The 17,936-nt window shown below is 72.7% G+C and carries 16 protein-coding genes; 9 read left to right on the forward strand and 7 right to left on the reverse strand.

Annotated elements, in window-relative coordinates; genetic code table 11:
* Positions 1-6 precede the first annotated feature (6 nt).
* A complete protein-coding gene (locus OERS_RS00230; protein ID WP_056652896.1) occupies positions 7-384 on the reverse strand; it encodes an FKBP-type peptidyl-prolyl cis-trans isomerase in 378 nt (125 codons plus the stop codon).
* A 153-nt stretch (positions 385-537) separates the two neighbouring features.
* Between OERS_RS00230 and OERS_RS00235 the strand changes: the two genes are divergently transcribed.
* From OERS_RS00235 to OERS_RS00245, 3 genes are all read left to right on the forward strand, one after another.
* Complete coding sequence (locus OERS_RS00235) at positions 538-1,626, forward strand: VIT1/CCC1 transporter family protein (protein ID WP_068623435.1); 1,089 nt, start codon at positions 538-540, stop codon at positions 1,624-1,626.
* A gap of 107 nt (positions 1,627-1,733) precedes the next feature.
* Complete coding sequence (locus tag OERS_RS00240) at positions 1,734-2,876, forward strand: hypothetical protein (RefSeq protein WP_139107598.1); 1,143 nt, start codon at positions 1,734-1,736, stop codon at positions 2,874-2,876.
* A gap of 92 nt (positions 2,877-2,968) precedes the next feature.
* Positions 2,969-4,309: a hypothetical protein gene (locus OERS_RS00245; protein ID WP_068623439.1), complete on the forward strand. Its 1,341-nt coding sequence runs from the start codon at positions 2,969-2,971 to the stop codon at positions 4,307-4,309.
* Between the two features lie 227 nt (positions 4,310-4,536).
* On the opposite strand, the gene OERS_RS00250 is transcribed toward OERS_RS00245, so the two are convergent.
* Both OERS_RS00250 and OERS_RS00255 read right to left on the reverse strand, forming a co-directional pair.
* On the reverse strand, positions 4,537-5,949 hold the full coding sequence (locus tag OERS_RS00250) for a GntT/GntP/DsdX family permease (RefSeq protein ID WP_056764502.1): 1,413 nt from the start codon (positions 5,947-5,949) through the stop codon (positions 4,537-4,539).
* Positions 5,946-6,611 (reverse strand): gluconokinase, encoded by a 666-nt coding sequence (locus tag OERS_RS00255; RefSeq protein ID WP_211268421.1) that lies wholly within the window; start codon positions 6,609-6,611, stop codon positions 5,946-5,948. Before OERS_RS00255 ends, OERS_RS00250 begins: the two co-directional genes overlap by 4 nt.
* Positions 6,612-6,745: 134 nt before the next feature.
* Between OERS_RS00255 and OERS_RS00260 the strand changes: the two genes are divergently transcribed.
* The 4 genes from OERS_RS00260 (at position 6,746) to OERS_RS00275 (ending at position 11,299) form a co-directional block, all read left to right on the forward strand.
* Complete coding sequence (locus OERS_RS00260; protein WP_068623442.1) at positions 6,746-7,432, forward strand: FadR/GntR family transcriptional regulator; 687 nt, start codon at positions 6,746-6,748, stop codon at positions 7,430-7,432.
* 124 nt (positions 7,433-7,556) lie between these two features.
* Positions 7,557-8,936, forward strand: a complete 1,380-nt coding sequence (locus OERS_RS00265; protein ID WP_083201104.1) for an MFS transporter — start codon at positions 7,557-7,559, stop codon at positions 8,934-8,936.
* A 157-nt stretch (positions 8,937-9,093) separates the two neighbouring features.
* Entirely contained in the window at positions 9,094-9,729 is a 636-nt protein-coding gene (locus tag OERS_RS00270) for a hypothetical protein (RefSeq protein ID WP_139107599.1), read from the forward strand.
* A gap of 82 nt (positions 9,730-9,811) precedes the next feature.
* Positions 9,812-11,299 (forward strand): sugar porter family MFS transporter, encoded by a 1,488-nt coding sequence (locus OERS_RS00275; RefSeq protein ID WP_082849220.1) that lies wholly within the window; start codon positions 9,812-9,814, stop codon positions 11,297-11,299.
* A 95-nt stretch (positions 11,300-11,394) separates the two neighbouring features.
* On the opposite strand, the gene OERS_RS00280 is transcribed toward OERS_RS00275, so the two are convergent.
* A complete protein-coding gene (locus tag OERS_RS00280; RefSeq protein ID WP_068623446.1) occupies positions 11,395-12,114 on the reverse strand; it encodes a response regulator in 720 nt (239 codons plus the stop codon).
* Positions 12,111-13,916 (reverse strand): ATP-binding protein, encoded by a 1,806-nt coding sequence (locus tag OERS_RS00285; RefSeq protein ID WP_139107600.1) that lies wholly within the window; start codon positions 13,914-13,916, stop codon positions 12,111-12,113. Before OERS_RS00285 ends, OERS_RS00280 begins: the two co-directional genes overlap by 4 nt.
* Before the next feature lie 126 nt (positions 13,917-14,042).
* Between OERS_RS00285 and OERS_RS00290 the strand changes: the two genes are divergently transcribed.
* Both OERS_RS00290 and OERS_RS00295 read left to right on the forward strand, forming a co-directional pair.
* A complete protein-coding gene (locus tag OERS_RS00290) occupies positions 14,043-14,858 on the forward strand; it encodes a GAP family protein (protein WP_068623450.1) in 816 nt (271 codons plus the stop codon).
* A gap of 110 nt (positions 14,859-14,968) precedes the next feature.
* Positions 14,969-15,658, forward strand: coding sequence for a class I SAM-dependent methyltransferase (locus OERS_RS00295; protein ID WP_083201105.1), 690 nt, complete (start codon positions 14,969-14,971; stop codon positions 15,656-15,658).
* Between the two features lie 12 nt (positions 15,659-15,670).
* Here the strand turns inward: OERS_RS00295 and OERS_RS00300 are convergent, their stop codons facing one another.
* Both OERS_RS00300 and OERS_RS00305 read right to left on the reverse strand, forming a co-directional pair.
* Positions 15,671-16,222: a DivIVA domain-containing protein gene (locus OERS_RS00300; RefSeq protein ID WP_068623451.1), complete on the reverse strand. Its 552-nt coding sequence runs from the start codon at positions 16,220-16,222 to the stop codon at positions 15,671-15,673.
* Positions 16,223-16,340: 118 nt separating this feature from the next.
* Entirely contained in the window at positions 16,341-17,828 is a 1,488-nt protein-coding gene (locus OERS_RS00305) for a flotillin family protein (protein ID WP_068623453.1), read from the reverse strand.
* Between the last annotated feature and the right edge of the window lie 108 nt (positions 17,829-17,936).

Genomic DNA, 17,936 nt, shown 5'->3' on the forward strand with positions numbered 1-17,936 from the left:
CCGTGGTCAGCTGACGCCGAGCAGGTCGATCACGAAGACGAGCGTCTTGCCGGACAGGCGATGGCCACCACCGGCCGGGCCGTAGGCGAGCTCCGGGGGGCAGACGAGCTTGCGGCGCCCGCCGACCTTCATCCCCGGGATGCCCTGCTGCCAGCCGGCGATGAGGCTGCGCAGCGGGAAGTTGATGGACTGGCCACGGCTCCAGGACGAGTCGAACTCCTCGCCGGAGTCGTACTCGACGCCCAGGTAGTGGACGTTGACGGTCGAGCCGGGCTGCGCCTCGGCGCCGTCGCCGACGATCAGGTCGACGACCTCGAGCTCGGTGGGGGCCGGGCCCTCGGGGGCATCGACCTCAGGACGGGTGCGTTCGGTGTTCTCGGACATGTTCCGATCCAACCACGGGACGCCCCCGCAGCGGCTGTCGGAACTCTCGCGAACCGCAGAACCGTGCGGAAAAGTTGGGGATCCCGAAACCCACGGAGGCCCCTTTCTTGCCATGATGAACGCATGACACCCCCCGCTGCCCCGAGCTCCGGCATGCCCGCGCACGCCGGCGAGGCCCGCCGTCGGACCCCTCAGGAGATCCGTCGCTGGCGCCAGTACCTGGCCGACGAGCGCGCCGAGGCCGCGTCCTACCGCGACCTCGCGTCGCGCCGCTCGGGCGAGGAGAAGGAGATCCTGCTGGCGCTCGCGGACGCCGAGAAGCGCCACGAGGACCACTGGCTCGCGCTGCTGGGCGACGACGCGGGCAAGCCCCTGCGCGGCGACTGGCGCACACGGTCGCTCGGGCTGTTCGCGCGCCGGTTCGGCGGGGTGTTCGTGCTCGCTCTCGCGCAGCGGGCCGAGGCCCGCTCGACGTACGAGACCGACGTCGACGCGACCGCCGCGATGGCCGCCGACGAACGCATCCACGAGGAGGTCGTGCGAGGGCTCGCGACGCGCGGGCGCATGCGCATGTCGGGGACGTTCCGCGCCGCAGTGTTCGGCGCGAACGACGGCCTGGTCTCCAACCTCGCGCTGATCCTGGGGATCGGGGCGTCGGGTGCGTCGAACGAGACCGTGCTGCTCACGGGTCTCGCGGGGTTGCTCGCCGGTGCGTTGTCGATGGGGGCGGGCGAGTACGTGTCGGTGCGGTCGCAGCGCGAGCTGCTCGACGCGTCGACGCCCAGCCCGTTGGCCTCGGCCGCGCTGCCGCACCTCGACGTCGACGCCAACGAGCTCGCGCTCGTCTACCGGGCACGTGGCCTGACTCCTGACGAGGCCGAGAAGCACGCGGGCGAGGTGCTGTCGACGTACACCGCGGCGACCGTGATCGCCCCTGCCGCGGAGGTCGACGAGTTCGAGACGCACGGCTCCGCGATGGGGGCGGCCGTGTCGTCGTTCCTCTTCTTCGCGTCGGGAGCGCTCGTCCCGGTGCTGCCGTACCTGTTCGGCCTCCAGGGTGGGGTCGCGGTGCTCGTCGGGAGCGTCCTCGTGGGGTTGGCGCTGCTCGGGACGGGCGCCACGGTCGGGCTGCTGTCGGGGGCGTCACCCGTCAAGCGGGCGCTGCGCCAGATCGCGATCGGGTTCGGCGCGGCCGCAGCGACGTACGCGCTGGGGCTGATCTTCGGGACCACGGTCGGGTAACGGGGCGGGTCGTGGGCGCGGGTGAATCGCCCGCGGTCGGCGTGCGGAGCGCGGCGACCTCTCCTACGGTGAGAACTCGTACGACCGTTCCACCGACGAGGATGCCGATGCCCAGGTCTGCCGCAGCTCTCCCCGTGCGCTCCCGCGCGCGGCGGTGGCTCGTGCGCGGACTTGTTGCCGGTGCCGGCGCCGGGATCGGGACGCTCCTCGCGATCGGGACCGCCGGCTCGGCTGCCGCGGCCGACGACCCGCTCGGTCTCGGCGGGCTCCTCGCCCCCGTGACGAGCACGGTCCAGCAGGTCGTCGAGCCGATCATCACCCCCGTCGTGCAGGACGTCGTCAAGCCCGTGCTCGACCCGGTCGTGCAGCAGGTCGTGGCCCCCGTGACGAAGCCGGTCGCACCGGTCGTCGAGGCGGTCGCAGCTCCGGTCGCACCCGTGGTCAAGCCCGTGGCCGACGTCGTCGCTCCCGTCACGGGTGGCGTCGCCCAGGTCGTGGCACCGGTCGCGAAGCCCGTGGTGGATGCGGTCGCTCCGGCGGTCACGCCCGTGCTCGACACGCTCGCCCCGGTGACCGCACCGGTCGCCGACTCGCTGGCTCCGGTGGTCGCGCCGATCCTCGAGCCGCTCGCTCCCGTGCTGAACCCGGTGCTCGATCCGCTGGCCCCTGTCGTCGATGCGCTCGACCCGGTCCTCGGGTCGGTGCTGGATCCTCTGGCCCCGGTCGTGGACCCGATCCTCCCGGGGACGGGTCCCGGGACGGTTCCGGGTGGTGGCAACGAGGTTCCCTCTGTTCCCGGCGGCACGGCTCCTGGAGCCGGCGTCGCGACGGTTCCTGCAGCGGGACCCGGCCTGGGCGGGGGAGCGACGGGTCTCGATGCTGCGCTCCCAGCGCTCGGGGTGGAGTCGTCGGTGGGCGTGCTCAAGGCCGCGGCGCCCGGCCGTCTCCGTCTCGGCGACAGGGCGCCGCTCGGCTCGCTCGCTTCCGTCTCCGATACCTCCGCAGCCGAGCTGAGCAGCCCCACCCACGAACCCCTGGGGAGCCCTCTGTCCGGGCCCGGGGGAGTCGACTCCGCGGCGCCGTCGAGCGGTTCCAGCACCGTGTCGCCTCGTGGCGGCTCCGGTGGTGACTCGGCTCTCTCTGCCGCCTCCCCGTTCTTCGCCCCCTCGACGCTCTGGGCGCTGCCCGACGCCGAGGCGCGTGCGGCCCATTCCTCCACGTTCTTCGAGGTCCCTGTCTCCCCTGCATGACCTGGCCACGTCGTGCCCTCGCGCGCGGCACGAGCCATCCGGCGCAGCCCCCTTCGCGGCGCGCCGTCCACGTCATGCAAGGAGAAACGATCATGCACACCTACGTTCGTCGTGCGCTGCAGACAGCGCTCGTCACAGGCGGCCTGCTGGCCGTCGGGGCCGTCTCGGCCCAGGCCTCCGAGGGGGACCTCCTCGGCAACCTCGGACTCGACCTCGGGGTCGACGTCTCGCTCAGCCAGGTCGTCGGGGTTCTGCCTGACGTCGCGGTCGACGTCCCGGTGAACGTGCCGGTCAACGTCTCGGACATCGCCGTCGGGGTCCTCGGGGACGCTGCAGTGAGCGCACCTGCACCTGCACCTGCACCTGTGCCGGTCTCGGCTCCGGCTCCGGCTCCGGTCACGGCACCCTCGACGGGTGGCCCCGCGGACATCGCGATCGACGTGCCGATCACGATCCCGGTGGACGTCTCCGGCGTCGCCGTGGGCATCCTCGGGGACGCCGCGGTGAGCTCACCTGCACCTGCACCTGCACCTGCACCGGCGCCTGTGCCCGCACCGGTGTCCGACGCCGAATCCGCCGGCGTCGATGTCGACGTGCCGGTCACGGTCCCCGTGAACGTCTCGGGGATCGCCGCAGGCGTCCTGGGGGACGCGACGGTCTCGTCGCCTGCTCCTGTCCAGCCGGTAGCTGCGGAGCCCGCTCCCGCGGGGAGTGAGGCGCCGTCGGGCGGTGTCTCGGTCGACATCCCCGTGACGGTGCCGGTCAGCGTGACGTACATCGCGGTGGGCGTTCTCGGAGACGCGTCGGTCAGTCCTGGTGCAGTTGCTGGTGCCGGCACAAGGACCGACGCAGGGGGCGCCACGGCGATCCCGGGCGGCCTGCTGGGTGGGCTGACCGGTGGTGGTCTGTTGGACGGCGTCCTCGGTGAGGACGGGCTCCTTGAGGGGCTCCTCGGGAGCGACGGCGTGCTCGGACCGCTGCCCGACGTCAGCGTGAACCTGCCGATCACCGTCCCGGTGGACGTGTCCTGCTTGGGCGTCGGCCTCCTGGGCAACGCCTCGGTCGGGTGCCCCGCCGCGGCAGTCGTCGACCCCACGGATCCCACGGACCCGGTCGACCCCACGGACCCGACGGACCCCGTGGACCCGACGAACCCCGTCGACCCCGTTGACCCGGTCATGCCGACGATCTCGGTCGACCCCGCCGGGTCGACGGACACCGTCCAGACGGTCAGCCGTCAGGTCGTGACGGGATCTGGCACGGTCGCCGCAGCCTCGGTCACGGCGGCGACGTCGGGATCGCTCGCGACGACCGGTGCGGACTACGGGCTGCTGGTGTTCGCCGGAGTCCTCGTCCTCCTGGGCCAGGCGGTCCGCCTCCTGGTGCGTCGACGCGAGCCGACGCGTGAAACGGGGATCCGCTCGGTGGACTGAGCCGATCCTGTCGCGCTGATGCTCGGCTGAACCGCAGGGCCGGGCCGTTCGTCCCTCGGACGGCCCGGCCTCGAGCGCGCCTGCCTGAACCCGGCTCGGATGCTCGTGCAGCGGGGGCTGGGTGACGGGTCGCCGGGCAACACGAGCCGAAGCCACCGGTCACCGCGACCCCGCCGCTGCGGCGCCCGACGGCGAACCGGTCGGCCGCCGTCGGGCAGGGAGGTGCGCTAGACGACCAGGCCCAGCAGCAGGATCACGATCAGCGCCACGACCGACAGCACGCACTCCATGACGGACCACGTCTTGAACGTCTGCCCCACGGTCATGCCGAAGTACTCCTTGATGAGCCAGAACCCGGCGTCGTTGACGTGGGACAGGAACACCGAGCCCGCGCCGATCGCGAGGACCAGCAGCGCCGCGTGCGTGGGCGAGAGGTCCGCGGCGAGCGGGGCCATGATCCCGGCGGCCGTGATGGTCGCGACCGTCGCCGACCCCGTCGCGACGCGGATGAGCGCCGCGACCAGCCATCCGGCGAGGAGCGGCGAGAGGTTCGCGTCGGAGATCCCGCTCGCGATGACGTCGCCCACTCCCGTGTCGACGAGCGTCTGCTTGAAACCGCCGCCCGCGCCCACGATCAGCAGGATGCCCGCGATCGGGGCGAAGGACTTGTCGACCAGCGTGCTGATCTCGTCGCGCGTGCGACCCATCGCGCTGCCGAACGCCACGAGCGACACGAGCGACGTGATGAGCAGCGCGACGAGCGGCGTCCCGATGAACTCGAGCCCCTTGCCGACGGGCGACTCCAGGGTCCCGGTCATCTCGACGACCGTCCGGGCCAGCATGAGGATCACGGGCAGCAGGACCACGGTGACGGCGACCGCGAAGCTCGGGCGCGGGGCGTCCTCGTCGCGCTCGGACACGCCCAGGACGGTCGTGGGCGGGGGCAGCTTGACCCAGACCGCGAGCGGCTTGGCGAGCAAGGGCCCCGCGACGATCACGGTCGGCACCGCGACGAGCAGGCCGAGCCCCAGCGTCAGGCCGAGGTTCGCGCCCAGCGCGTCGATCGCGAGCAGCGGCCCGGGGTGCGGGGGGACCAGGCCGTGCAGCGCCGACAGCCCCGCGAGGGCCGGGATGCCGACGAGGATCGGGGAGACCTTGGAGCGCCGCGCGACCATCATGACGACGGGGATGAGCAGGACCACGCCGACCTCGAAGAACAGCGGGATGCCGACCACGAACGCGATGAGCGCCATGGCCCACGGCAGCCTCTGCAGGGGCGTGCGCGCCAGGATCGTGTCGACGATCTGGTCCGCGCCGCCCGAGTCGATGAGCATCTTGCCGATGATCGCGCCGAGCGCGATGAGGACGCCGACCCCCGCGACGGTCGAGCCGAGCCCTGCCGAGAAGCTCACGAACGCGCTCACGAAGTCGATGCCCGCGACGATCGCGAGGACCGCCGAGCCGATCATGAGGGACAGGAACGGGTGGAGCTTGAGCCACACGATCAGGACGATGATCGTGGCGATCCCGAGCACGGCCGCGAGGATGAGCTGGGTCGTCCCGGCGTCGGTCGTCGGCGTCTCGGTGGCTGCGCGCAGGGCGCCCGCGGCGAGCGGGTGCGAGGCGAGGGTGAGCATCATCGCTCCTCGGGGTGGATGGACGTTCTGGTCGGGGTGCGCCGCGCTCGTCCGTCGGCGCGGGGGATCGTGGGGTGGGGCAGGGCCGTGGACGCGAGGATCCGGTCCACGAGCTCCTCGGGCGGTGCGCCGACGTCGAGCGTGATCCCGTCCTCGTCGGCCGCGAGGGGTTCGAGCGTCGCGAGCTGGGACGGCAGCAGGGACGCGGGCATGAAGTGCCCGCTGCGGTGCGTCATGCGGTCCTCGAGCAGCTCGGTGCTGCCCGTGAGGTGCACGAACCGGACGCGCCCGTGCGCGGTCCGCAGCAGGTCCCGGTAGCTGTGCTTGAGCGCCGAGCACGTCACGACCGCCGAGTCGCCCTCGGCGGCCTGCTCGTCGAGCCAGTCGCGCATCGCGCGGAGCCAGGGCCAGCGGTCCTCGTCGGTGAGCGGGGTGCCCGCGCTCATCTTGTCGATGTTGGCCTGCGGGTGGAACTCGTCCGCCTCGGCGTACGGGCGGTGCGTGCGTTCCGCGAGCAGGGTCGCGACCGTGGTCTTGCCCGAGCCGGCGACACCCATGATGACGAGGTGCACGGGGGCGAGGTCGACCGCGGGAGTCTTGTCCGGGGCCGCGCCCGACGACGGGGTGACGACCCGGTCCGGGGTGGGGCTGACGTCTGTGTCCATGAGGGGGTTCCTTGGCTGTCCGTCGACTGCTGCGTCGTGCGCGGACCTCTGTGGCCGCCCACCGAGCATGCACGATTGGTATCACCTTTGGCAAGACAATGGTGTGACCTATGAAAGGGCCGTAGGCTCGACCCATGTCCGCGACGGTGCTCCACAGCTCGGTGACCGACGTCCTCGGTCACCGCATCACCGCAGGTCACCTCCCTGCGGGCAGCACGTTGACCCTCGACGGGATCGGGACCGAGTTCGGTGTGTCGCGCACCGTGACCCGCGAGACCATGCGCCAGCTCGAAGCGCTCGGCCTCGTCCGCTCGGGGCGTCGCATCGGCCTGGTCGTGCTCCCCGAGCAGGACTGGAACGTCTACGACGCCCGGATCATCCGCTGGCGCCTCGCCGGACCCGGCCGGGACGCACAGCTGCGCTCGCTGACCGAGCTGCGCTGCGCCGTCGAACCCCTGGCCGCCGCAGGTGCCGCACGGCACGCGACCCCCGAGGCCCGCACAGAGCTCGTCGAGCTCGCCGCGCGCATGCGCGAGCTGGGCGAGGCCGGACGCCTCGAGGAGTTCCTCGTGCTCGACATCCGCCTGCACGCGCTGCTCCTGCGGTCGTCGGGCAACGAGATGTTCGCCGCGCTGCACGAGGTCGTGGGCGAGGTCCTCGCCGGGCGCACGCACCTGGGCCTCATGCCGCAGGCCCCCGTCGCCGAGGCGCTCGACGAGCACGAGGCCGTGGCCCGCGCGGTCGCCGCGGGGGACGCCGCCGAGGCCGAGCGCGCCATGGCCGCGCTCGTCGGGGAGGTCCGGGCAGCGCTCACGGCCTGACGCGCCCACGGCCTGACGCACCCACGGCCCGACGGCGCCACGCGCCCTGCGTGGTGACCCGCGGTTCTGAGACGGTCGCCTCGGGAGACGGTCTTCCGACCGCCGCGAGGTAGCCTCGTCGATCGTGCCCCGCCTCGACGGCATCCTTGCCGACACGACCCCGCTCCGCGTCTCCCCGCCGTTCCGTCGGCTGTGGTGGGGGCTCGGGGTCTCCAACCTCGGCTCGCAGCTGACCGTCGTCGCCGTGGGGCTGCAGGTGTACGCGCTCACGGGCTCGACGCTCGCGGTCGGCGTGCTGGGCATCTTCGCGCTCGTGCCCCTCGTGGCGCTCGGCCTGTACGGGGGCGCGCTCGTCGACGCCTACGACCGCCGCAAGGTCGCGCTGCTCGCGTCGTGGGCGCTGTGGGTCGTCACGGGACTGCTCGCGCTCCAGGCGTGGCTCGACGTCGGGTCGGTCGGGGTCCTGTACGGGCTCGTGGCGCTCCAGTCGGCCGCGTTCGCGATCAACAACCCCGCGCGCTCGGCGATCATCCCGCGCTTGGTCGAGCCCCGGCTCCTGCCCGCCGCGAACGCGCTGCAGACCATCTCGTGGAGCATCGCGCTGACCGTGGGCCCGCTGCTCGGCGCGTTCCTCGTGGCGCTGTGGGGGTACGGGATCGCGTACTCGATCGACGTGGTGCTGTTCGCCGCGGCGCTGTGGGCCGTGTGGCGCCTGCCGTCGATCCCGCCGGTCCTGTCTCCCGAGGACACGTCGTCAGAGCTGGACCGGGCTCCCCACCGGGGCACGTCTGACGACGTGGCTGGTGGCGAGGCCGGGGACCCGGCGGCGCCCCGCCGCAAGGTCGTCGGCATCAGCTCGGTCGTCGACGGCCTGCGCTACCTCGCGACCCGGCCCAACGTGCGCACGACCTTCCTGGTCGACCTCGCCGCGATGATCCTCGCGTTCCCGCGCGTGCTGCTGCCCGCCGTGGGCGTGCTCTTCATCGGGGGCGGCGAGACCACGACAGGGGTGCTGAGCGCGGCGTTCGCGGTCGGCGCGGTGCTCGCCGGGGTCTTCTCGGGCGCGCTCTCGCGCGTGCGCTGGCAGGGGCTCGTGATCGCGTGGGCCATCACGGCGTGGGGGCTGTCGATCGCGGCGTTCGGTGCCGTGCTGCTCCTCGTGGGCTCGACCGACCCGCCGCAGGTGCTCGTGGGCGGCCTGGCCGCGGCGTGCATCGCGCTCGCGCTGGCCGGGGCGTCCGACGCGGTGAGCGCGGTCTTCCGCCAGACGATCCTCCAGACCGCGACCCCCGACGACATGCGCGGCCGCCTCCAGGGCGTCTTCATCGTCGTCGTCGCGGGCGGCCCGCGCCTGGGCGAGGTGGTCCTCGGCGCCCAGGCGAGCTGGTTCGGCGAGGCGTGGGCCGCGGTCGCGGGTGGGCTGGCCTGCATCGTCGTGGTGTGGCTGATCCTGCGGACGCAGCCGCGCTTCCTCAGGTACGACGCGCTGCACCCCGAGCCGTAGGGGTGCCGGAGCGCAGCTCTCGCGCGGCGCTCGCGGGCCCGACGACGTCGGCCCGTTCGTGGGTCGGCTCGCCGAGTGTGCAGCTCAGGTCGTCGCACGCGCCGGGCGGCAGCCGAACTGCACACCCGGGGTCGCGGTGCCGCGGTACCGTCCCCTCGTGGAGATCGAGGAGGAGCTGCCGCCGTTCTGGTTCGGCCAGGAGGTCTGTGTGCTGGGGGCGACGGCCGGGATCGCCGGGACCGGCGTGGTGCGCGGGGTCTCGCGTCCTGGGCCGGGTGAGCCCTGGGCCTTCGCCGTCGAGCTCGACGGCGAGGCCGACCTCGTCGGCGCCGCTGCCGAACGCCTCGTAGCGACCGGCTGGTTCCGCGACGACGAGGGGCGTCGAGCGACCGTCGAGCAGCACGAGCGCGAAGCATCCTCGCGGCCGGGCGAACGCCTGCGCCGTCGTCACGTCTCCCTCCGGACGCACGTCGAGGCAGGCGGTGCCGACGAGGCGGCAGCCAGGGCGCGCGCGGTCGTGGCCGCGCTCGGCCTCGAGCCCGTCGACGTCGACGAGCCAGTCGAGTACTGGAAGGTCCCGGGCACCTGGGTCGTCGTGACCGGGCTCGCCTGGCCGCAGGTCGCGAGCGACGACGCCGAGGCCGCCGTCCTGCACCTCGTCGCCTCGACGGGCCTCGACTGGGCTCCGGTCTCGGGGACCCCGGCGGGGTGCGACGCCGTGTGGAACCCGGGCGACGCCGTCGACCCCCGGACGAGGCACGTCACCTGGATGGTCCTCGACGCGATCGCGTGACGCTCACCACGGTCGCTTCACCGCGCGACCGCGCCCTCTCGTCACTATCGTCGAAGGGAAACCTGACACGGAGGGGGTCGTCATGACCAGCAACGACGCAGGAGCGGCGGGGGATCCCCGCGCTCAGGCGCAGGCCAAGCGGCTCAACAAGAAGGTCATCGGGATCAGCCTCGCAGCAGCGCTCGGTGGCTTCCTGTTCGGGTTCGACACGGCGGTGATCAACGGGGCCGTCGACTCCCTGTCCGAGACGTTCGAGCTCAACGCGGCGATCACGGGCTTCGCGGTCTCGTCCGCGCTGATCGGCTGTGCGGTGGGTGCGTGGTTCGCGGGTCCGGTCGCGAACAAGATCGGCCGCATCAAGGTCATGCTCATCGCGTCGGCGCTGTTCTTCGTGTCGGCGTTCGGGTCCGGCCTCGCGTTCTCGGTCGTGGACCTGATCCTGTGGCGCGTGATCGGCGGCCTGGGGATCGGGGCCGCGTCGGTCATCGCTCCCGCGTACATCGCGGAGGTCTCCCCGGCCCGCATCCGTGGCCGGCTCGGGTCTCTGCAGCAGCTCGCGATCGTGACCGGTATCTTCGCCTCCCTCCTCACCGACGCAGCGCTGGCCGGGGCCGCGGGTGGCGCGTCGAACGTCCTGTGGCTGGGTCAGGAGGCGTGGCGCTGGATGTTCATGGCCGCGGCCGTCCCGGCGGTCGCGTACGGTCTGTTCGCGCTGCGCATCCCCGAGTCTCCCCGCTACCTGGTCGCCAAGGGGGAGACCAAGAAGGCGGCCGAGGTCCTGCGGGAGTTCACGGGGGTCCAGGACGTCGACCACAAGATCGCGGACATCGAGAACTCCCTCAAGTCGGACACCAAGGCCTCGCTCAAGGACCTGCGGGGCAAGCGGCTGGGCCTCAAGCCGATCGTCTGGGTCGGCATCCTGCTCTCGGTCTTCCAGCAGTTCGTGGGCATCAACGTGATCTTCTACTACTCGACGACGCTGTGGCGGTCGGTCGGGTTCTCGGAGGACGACGCGCTCCTGACCTCGGTCATCACCTCGGTCACCAACATCGTGGTGACGATCGTCGCGATCTTGCTGATCGACCGCATCGGCCGCCGCATCCTGCTCCTCGCGGGGTCGACGGGCATGTTCGTCTCGCTGGGCATGATGGCCGTCGCGTTCACGCAGGCCACGATGACCACGGCCTCCGACGGCACGTCCACGGCCTCGCTCGACGGCGCCTGGGCCACGGTCGCGCTCATCGCGGCCAACGCGTTCGTGGTGTTCTTCGGGGCGTCGTGGGGGCCGGTCGTCTGGGTGCTGCTGGGAGAGATGTTCCCCAACCGCATCCGTGCGAGCGCGCTGGCCGTCGCCGCAGCCGCGCAGTGGGTCGCGAACTTCGCGATCTCGACGTCGTTCCCCGTCCTGGCGGACATCGGTCTGAGCTTCGCGTACGCGTTCTACGCGTTCTTCGCGCTGCTGTCGCTGTTCTTCGTCTTCTACAAGATCCCGGAGACGCGCGGCAAGGAGCTCGAGGACATGCGCGACGACTTCGTGATCAAGCGGGGCCACATCGTCGAGTCGGCCTGAGGCACAGCCCCGCCCCTGCCGAGAAGTGAGCAGATGCCCCTGATCCGCGCGGATCAGGGGCATCTGCTCACTTCTCGGCGTAGAGGCGCGGTGCGCTACGCGAGCCCCGCGTCCCGCGCGACGATCGCGGCCTGCATGCGCGTCGTGACCTGGACCTTCGCGAGCACGCGCGACACGTGCGTCTTGGCCGTGGCCTCGCTGATGAACAGCTCGTCGGCGATGCCCTGGTTCGACAGCCCCCGCCCGAGGGCCGCGAGCACGTCGACCTCGCGCGGGGTCAGCTCGCGGAGCCGCGCGGTGGTCTCGCCGCGTTGTTCGTCGGCCGGCGTGCCGCCCGCCCGTCCCGTGCCCGACGGCGCCGCTCGCCCCGCGAGGTGAGCGGCGCCGTCGGGCCTCGGGGCGGATGCGAACGCCGCCAGCAGGCGGCGCGTGACCTCGGGGGCCAGGACCCCGTCGCCCGCCGCGACCCGGCGGACCGCGTCGATGAGCGCGGCGGGCTCCGCGGTCTTGAGCAGGAACCCTGCGGCCCCGGCGCGCAGCGCCTCGTCGACGTACTCGTCGAGGTCGAACGTCGTGAGGACGAGGACCTCGGCGAGCTTGTCCGCGACGATCGTGCGCGTGGCCTCGATGCCGTCGATGCCGGGCATGCGCAGGTCCATGAGCACGACCTCGGGGCGCAGCGCGCGGGCGTTGGTGATCGCGGCCGCGCCGTCGCCGGCCTCGCCGACGACCTCGATGTCCGGTGCCGAGTCGAGCAGGAACCGGAGGCCGGCGCGGATCGCGGCGTGGTCGTCGGCGAGCAGGACGCGGATCATGCGGGGTCTCCGGGTGGGTCGGTGTGGCGTGGAGCGCTGCGACCGTGCGGGGTCGGTGGGATCCCGTCGGCCGAGGAGTTGTCAGAACTGGGCCGGTCGATACCCCGGCCTGCTTCTGACAACTGATCCGTGGCGGTCGTGGCAGTCGGGGAGGGGGCGGTCGGGGGACCGGCCGGTCGGCCCAGGGGCAGCACGGCCCGCACGTGCCAGGCGCCCCTCGCGGCGCGGGGGCCGGAAGTACGTGCGTCGATAGGGCCCGCCCCGAACGTGCCGCCCAGGGCCTCGGCGCGCTCGCGCATCGTGAGGAGCCCGGTGCGGGTGCTCAGGCTCGGCGGGAGCGGGCGGGGTTCGTCGGTGAGGGAGCTCGTGACCTCGACCGTGAGGCGGTCCGGTCCCAGCCCGAGCGTGACCAGCACCCGCCCGCCGGGCGCGTGCTTGGCGGCATTGGTCAGGGCTTCCTGCGCGATCCGGTGCGCAGCCTGGTCGACGGCCGCGGGGAGCGTCGCCGAGCGGGCGTCGTCCGGGTCCTCGACGTCGACCGTGAGCCCCTGCGCGCGTGCGGAGACGAGGACGTCGTCGAGCCGGGCGAGCCGTGCGGGGGCGGCGACGGCTTCACCCCCGAGCACCGTGGCTCTGTTGTCAGAACTGAGCCGGTCCATACCCCGGCCACGTTCTGACAACTGATCGGCAGGGGCGAGGGGCACCCCGTCGCGCAGGTCTGGAGGACGACGGTCCGGGGACAAGTTGTCAGAACTGAGCCGGTCCATACCCCGGCCACGTTCTGACAACTGATCCACGCCGAGCGCACCAGCGCGAGACGCACCGTCCCGCGGCAGGTCCGAGCGCAGCAGCAGGATCATGGCCCGCATCTCCTCGAGCGACGTGATGCTGCTCGACCGCACGAGCTCGAGCGCGGCGCGGTCCCGCGCGGCATCGGGTGGCGACGCGAGCGCGGCCCCCGAGTGGATCGCGATGGCGGACAGGTGGGACGCGATGACGTCGTGCAGGTCGCGCGCCATCGCGGCCCTCTCCGCGCGCACGGCCTCGTGCTGCCCGAGCGTCGCGATCTGCTCGAGGTCGGCCGCACGCTGGGCCTCGAGGTCGGCGCGCTCCGCCTCGAGGTCGGCCCGCTCGGCGGCGAGGTCCGCGAGGTCGGACTTCTGCCGCACGTTCGCGGCCCACCAGAGCGGTGTCGCGAGGATCGCTGCGACCTGGATGCCGCCGACCACGAACCCTTGCACGTCCCGGTAGTGCTCCCCCGTGAGCACCGCGACCGCGACGACCATCACCCCGACGGCGACCCCCACCACCGTCCGCAGCCGCCTGCTGCCGTGCAGCCCGCTCGCGTAGAGCAGGTCCCACAGGACCAGGACCATGCCGAGGCTGCCCCCGAACGACAGGTCGACCGCGAACGCCACGGTCCCGACGCTGAGCGCGACCGCCGGATGCGCGCGCTTGAAGACCAGCGCGACGCACCCGGCGAGCAGGGGCAGCACGTGCCACCAGCGCCCGTCGACCGTCACGAGTGGCGGGATCGACCACACCTGCACGACGTCGACGAGCAGGAGCAGGACCCCGATCACGAACATCCCGACGGCGTTGTACGCGTCGCCGCGCCTGCTGTCGGTGCGCAGGCCCGTGGCGACGGTGCTGACCACGCGCCGCACGCGCGACGCACGGGGTGACGAGCCGGCGGCCCGGGCGTCCGGAGCGCCCGAGCCGTCGCCACCACCAGCGCCGTCGCCGGCGGACGCGGTCGCGGTCACGCCGTCCGACGCAGGAGCGGGCAGGGGATCGGGCACGTTCCCATCTCAGCACAGGGGGCCGGGCCGTGGATCGCCCGAACGATGTACGGCGCGGCGCAGCGCCCGGCAAGGATCGCCCGTCCGCCCGACGACAGGCCCATCTCCGGCAGCGAGCCTTGCGGCATGGAACTCCTTCCTCTCCTCGGGGCGCTCGCGGTCCTGGCCCTCGTCGACTCGACGAGCTTCGGCACCTTGCTGATCCCGGTGTGGCTGCTCATGACCCCGGGCCGGGTGCGGGTCGCGCGGATGCTCGTCTACCTGGCCACGATCGTCGGGTTCTATCTCGCGGTCGGCCTGGTCATCGCGCTGGGCGCGGGCGCGTTCGCCGACGTCCTCGGGCGGGTCGTCGAGACCCGCCCGGTCAGGATCGTCGAGCTGCTGCTCGGGGTGGGCCTGGTCGCGTACAGCTTCCGGATCGACCGCCGGTCCAAGGGGGCGTCGACCGGTCAGGGGCGCGTCCTGCGGTGGCGGGCCCGCGCGATGGGGACGTCGGGCGGGGAGGGCGTGGCGCCGTCGGGCCTGCTTCCCCTGCCCGACGGCGGAGCGCATCCCGCGCGCGAGACCCCGCCCCGCGCGGGCGTCGACACCGCGCCGGAGACGGGATCCGTGACGGCCCTCATGGGCCTCGCACTGGGTGCCGCGGCGATCGAGCTCGCGTCGATGCTCCCGTACCTCGCGGCGATCGGGCTGCTCACCCAGGCGGGCCTCGGGTGGCCGGCGACCGGGCTGGTCCTCGCGGGGTACTGCGTCGTCATGGTGCTGCCCGCGCTCGTCCTGCTGGCCGGTCGTGTCCTCGCGGCCCGGCAGGTGGGCCCGCTCCTCGACCGGCTCAACGCGTGGATGACGAAGAACGCGGCGTCGACCACGGCGTGGGTCGTGGGGATCGTGGGCTTCCTGCTCGCGCGTGACGCCGTGGTCTGGCTCGGCTGGATGGGCTGAATGTCCGCGGATCTTGCCGGAACGGCAACCGGACTTGCCTCGGGGCGGGGTGCGGCAGCAAGGTCGGGAGTGACGGCCGTCCCGGGCCGGCACCGACCCGAGGAGCGAACGTGACCCAGCAGCACGACCACGAGAACGACCCTGCCCACGAGCACGGCCACAGCCACGGCCACCAGCAGCACCACTTCGACCAGGCCTTCTGGGACGAGCGCTACGGCTCGACGGCCGCGGTGTGGAGCGGCAACCCGAACCCGCAGCTCGTACGCGAGGTGGCGGACCTGCCCACGGGGCGGGCGCTCGACGTGGGCGCGGGCGAGGGGGCCGACGCGGTGTGGCTCGCGCAGCAGGGGTGGGACGTCGTGGGGCTCGACGTGTCGCCCGTGGCGCTCGAGAAGGCCGCGTCCCACGCCGCCGCGGTAGGGGCCGAGGTCGCGGCGCGGATCGAGTGGCGCCAGGGCGACCTGCTCGGGTGGGAGCCGGAGGACGAGCGGTTCGACCTCGTGACGGCCCACTTCATGCACCTGCCGGCCGACCTGCGCCGGCAGGTCTTCCCGCGCCTCGCACAGGCGGTCGCGCCGGGCGGGCGGCTGCTCGTCGTCGGGCACCACCCTGCGGACCACGAGACCGTGCGCAAGGACTTCGACGAGCACTTCTTCTACACGGGGGACGACCTCCTGGCCGAGCTCGACCTCGACGGGTGGGACGTCGAGACGAACACCGCGCCCGAGCGCGAGATGCTCGGCGCCGACGGGGAGCCCGTGACGATCCGCGACACGGTGCTGCGGGTGCGGCGGCCCTAGCACCGTCCCCGGCTACGCCTGGGGCGCGGTGCGGAGCGTGATCCCGTGCGGCCCGGCATCGAGGGCGGTCACGTGGGCCGTCGAGCCGTCGGGCAGCAGCACGACGAGCCGGTCGCTGCCGTTCGCGCGGACGCGGGCGTACTGGAGCTGGGTCGTCAGGTCGTGGATGCCCAGGGGCCGGGCGCCGTCGCCGGCAGCCGCACCGGCAGCGGGTGACGGTGGGGCGGTCGTGTCCTGCTGCCCGACGGCGTCGCTCACCGCGTCGGTCGGGTGCAGGGCCGGGGTGGGCCGGGCCTCGTAGGACTGGAGCGTGCCGACGATCGAATCGATGAGGTCGTCGACCTCGGTGACGTCGTAGCCCTCACGCCATTTCGTGGCCGAGAACCGGGCGCCTCGGGCCTCGACCGAGGTGAGCAGTCCCGGGCCGGGACGGCCGCCCGCCTCGTACGCCTTGAGCGTCGCGCTGACGTCGTCGAGGTAGATGTCGACCTGCTCGACGTCGTAGCCCTCGCGGAACTTGGTCGCGGTGAACGTCGTGTCCAGGACCTGCTGGGCGCTCAGCATGCGGGGCTCCGATGGGTGGGGTGGGACGGAGGACGGCGCCGGGGTGGACCCTCCTGCGTGAGGTGGACCCCGGCAGGGTCCACCTCACGCGCTCGGCTCCACCCCGGCATCGGGTTCGTCAGTTGGACGACGCCGCCGACGACGCGGACGACGATCCGTTCGACACGGACTGGCCGCTCAGGTGCCCACCGGCCAGCCCGGCGATGAGCTGGTTGATGTCGACGCCCGTGAGCTGCTTGATGACCTGCTGGCCCTCGCCCAGGACCGACGCGACGTTCTTGGTGATCGCGCTCGCACCGTCGGTCGAGATGACGGTCATGCCCTGGATCTTGCCGATGGGCTCGGCCGCGGCGCGGACGATCTCCGGCAGGCGCTCGATGAGCTCCTGGACCAGGGCCGCCTCGCCGTACTTCTTGAGCGCCTCGGCCTTGGCGTCGGTCGCGACGGCCTCGGCGCGGCCCTCGGCCTCGACCGCGAACGCGCGTGCCTCACCCTCGGCCTTGATACCGACGGCCAGGGCGACCTGGCGGTCACGCTCGGCCTCGCCGGCGCGACGGACGGCGGCCGCGGAGGCCTCGGCGTCCTGGATCGCGGCGGTCTTGTTGGCCTCGGCGATCGTGGTGCGCTTGTACGCGTCGGCCTCGGTGGCGGCGTTCGACGAGTCACGCTGGGCGTTGGCTCGCTGGACCTCGGCGTAGGCCGCGGCCTCGGCGGGCTTGCGGATCTCGATGTCGAGACGCTCCTGCGTCACGCGGGCCTGCTCGGACAGCGCCTCGCGCTCCTCGACCGCGACGAGCCGCTCCTGCTCGGCGCGCGCGAGCTGACCCGCGGCCTCGGCCTCGGCGTTGGCCTTGTCGGTCTCGGCCTTGATGATGGCGCGCTTGAGGTCGAGCGCCTTCTGGCGCTCGGCGATCTGCTCGGCGGCGTCGATCGCGGCGAACTCGGACGCGCGCTGGGCCTCGGCCTCGGAGACCTCGGCGACCTGGCGGGCGCGGGCGGCCTCGGCGCGACCGAGGTTGGCGAGGTAGTCGGAGCCCGGGGTCGAGATGTCCGAGATGTTGAGGAGGTCGACCTGCAGGCCCTGCTCCGAGAGGTCCGTCTTGGTGGACTCGACGACGCGGTCCGAGAGGCCCTTGCGGTCGGAGATGATCTGCTCGATCGTCATGTCGCCCACGATCGAGCGCAGCGAGCCCTCGAGGGACTCCTTGATGATCTCGGTCAGCGTGCCCTGCTGGGACAGGAAGCGCTGGGCCGCGCGACGCACGCCTTCCTCGTCGCCACGGACCTTGAAGTTGATCGACGCCTTGATGGCGATCTTGATGCGGTTCTTGTCGACGCCCTCGACCGTGATGCCGATCTGGCGCTGCTCGAGCGAGATGGAGAAGCCCTGCTGGAGGATGGGCCACACGAACGTGCGGCCGCCCGTGACGACGCGCTGGCCGGTGCCGGCGGCCTCCTTGCGGCCTGCGCCGCGCCCGACGATGATCAGGGCCTCGTTCGGGGGAACGCGGCGGATGCGCTTGGCGATGAACGTGATGATCGCGAAGAACGCGATGATCAGGGCGATAGTGGCGATGATGCCGACGACGTTGGAATCTTCGAGCATGTCTGTACGCGCCTGCGGCGCGACTCCTTTCGGTGGCGGGTCGTGCGAGCGGGTCGTGCGGGTCGTGCCGTGGTGCGGGTGGTGCTGCCGGGTTCCCGGGGTGAGGGG

This window comes from Oerskovia enterophila, assembly GCF_001692445.1.
Taxonomy (GTDB): domain Bacteria; phylum Actinomycetota; class Actinomycetes; order Actinomycetales; family Cellulomonadaceae; genus Oerskovia; species Oerskovia enterophila.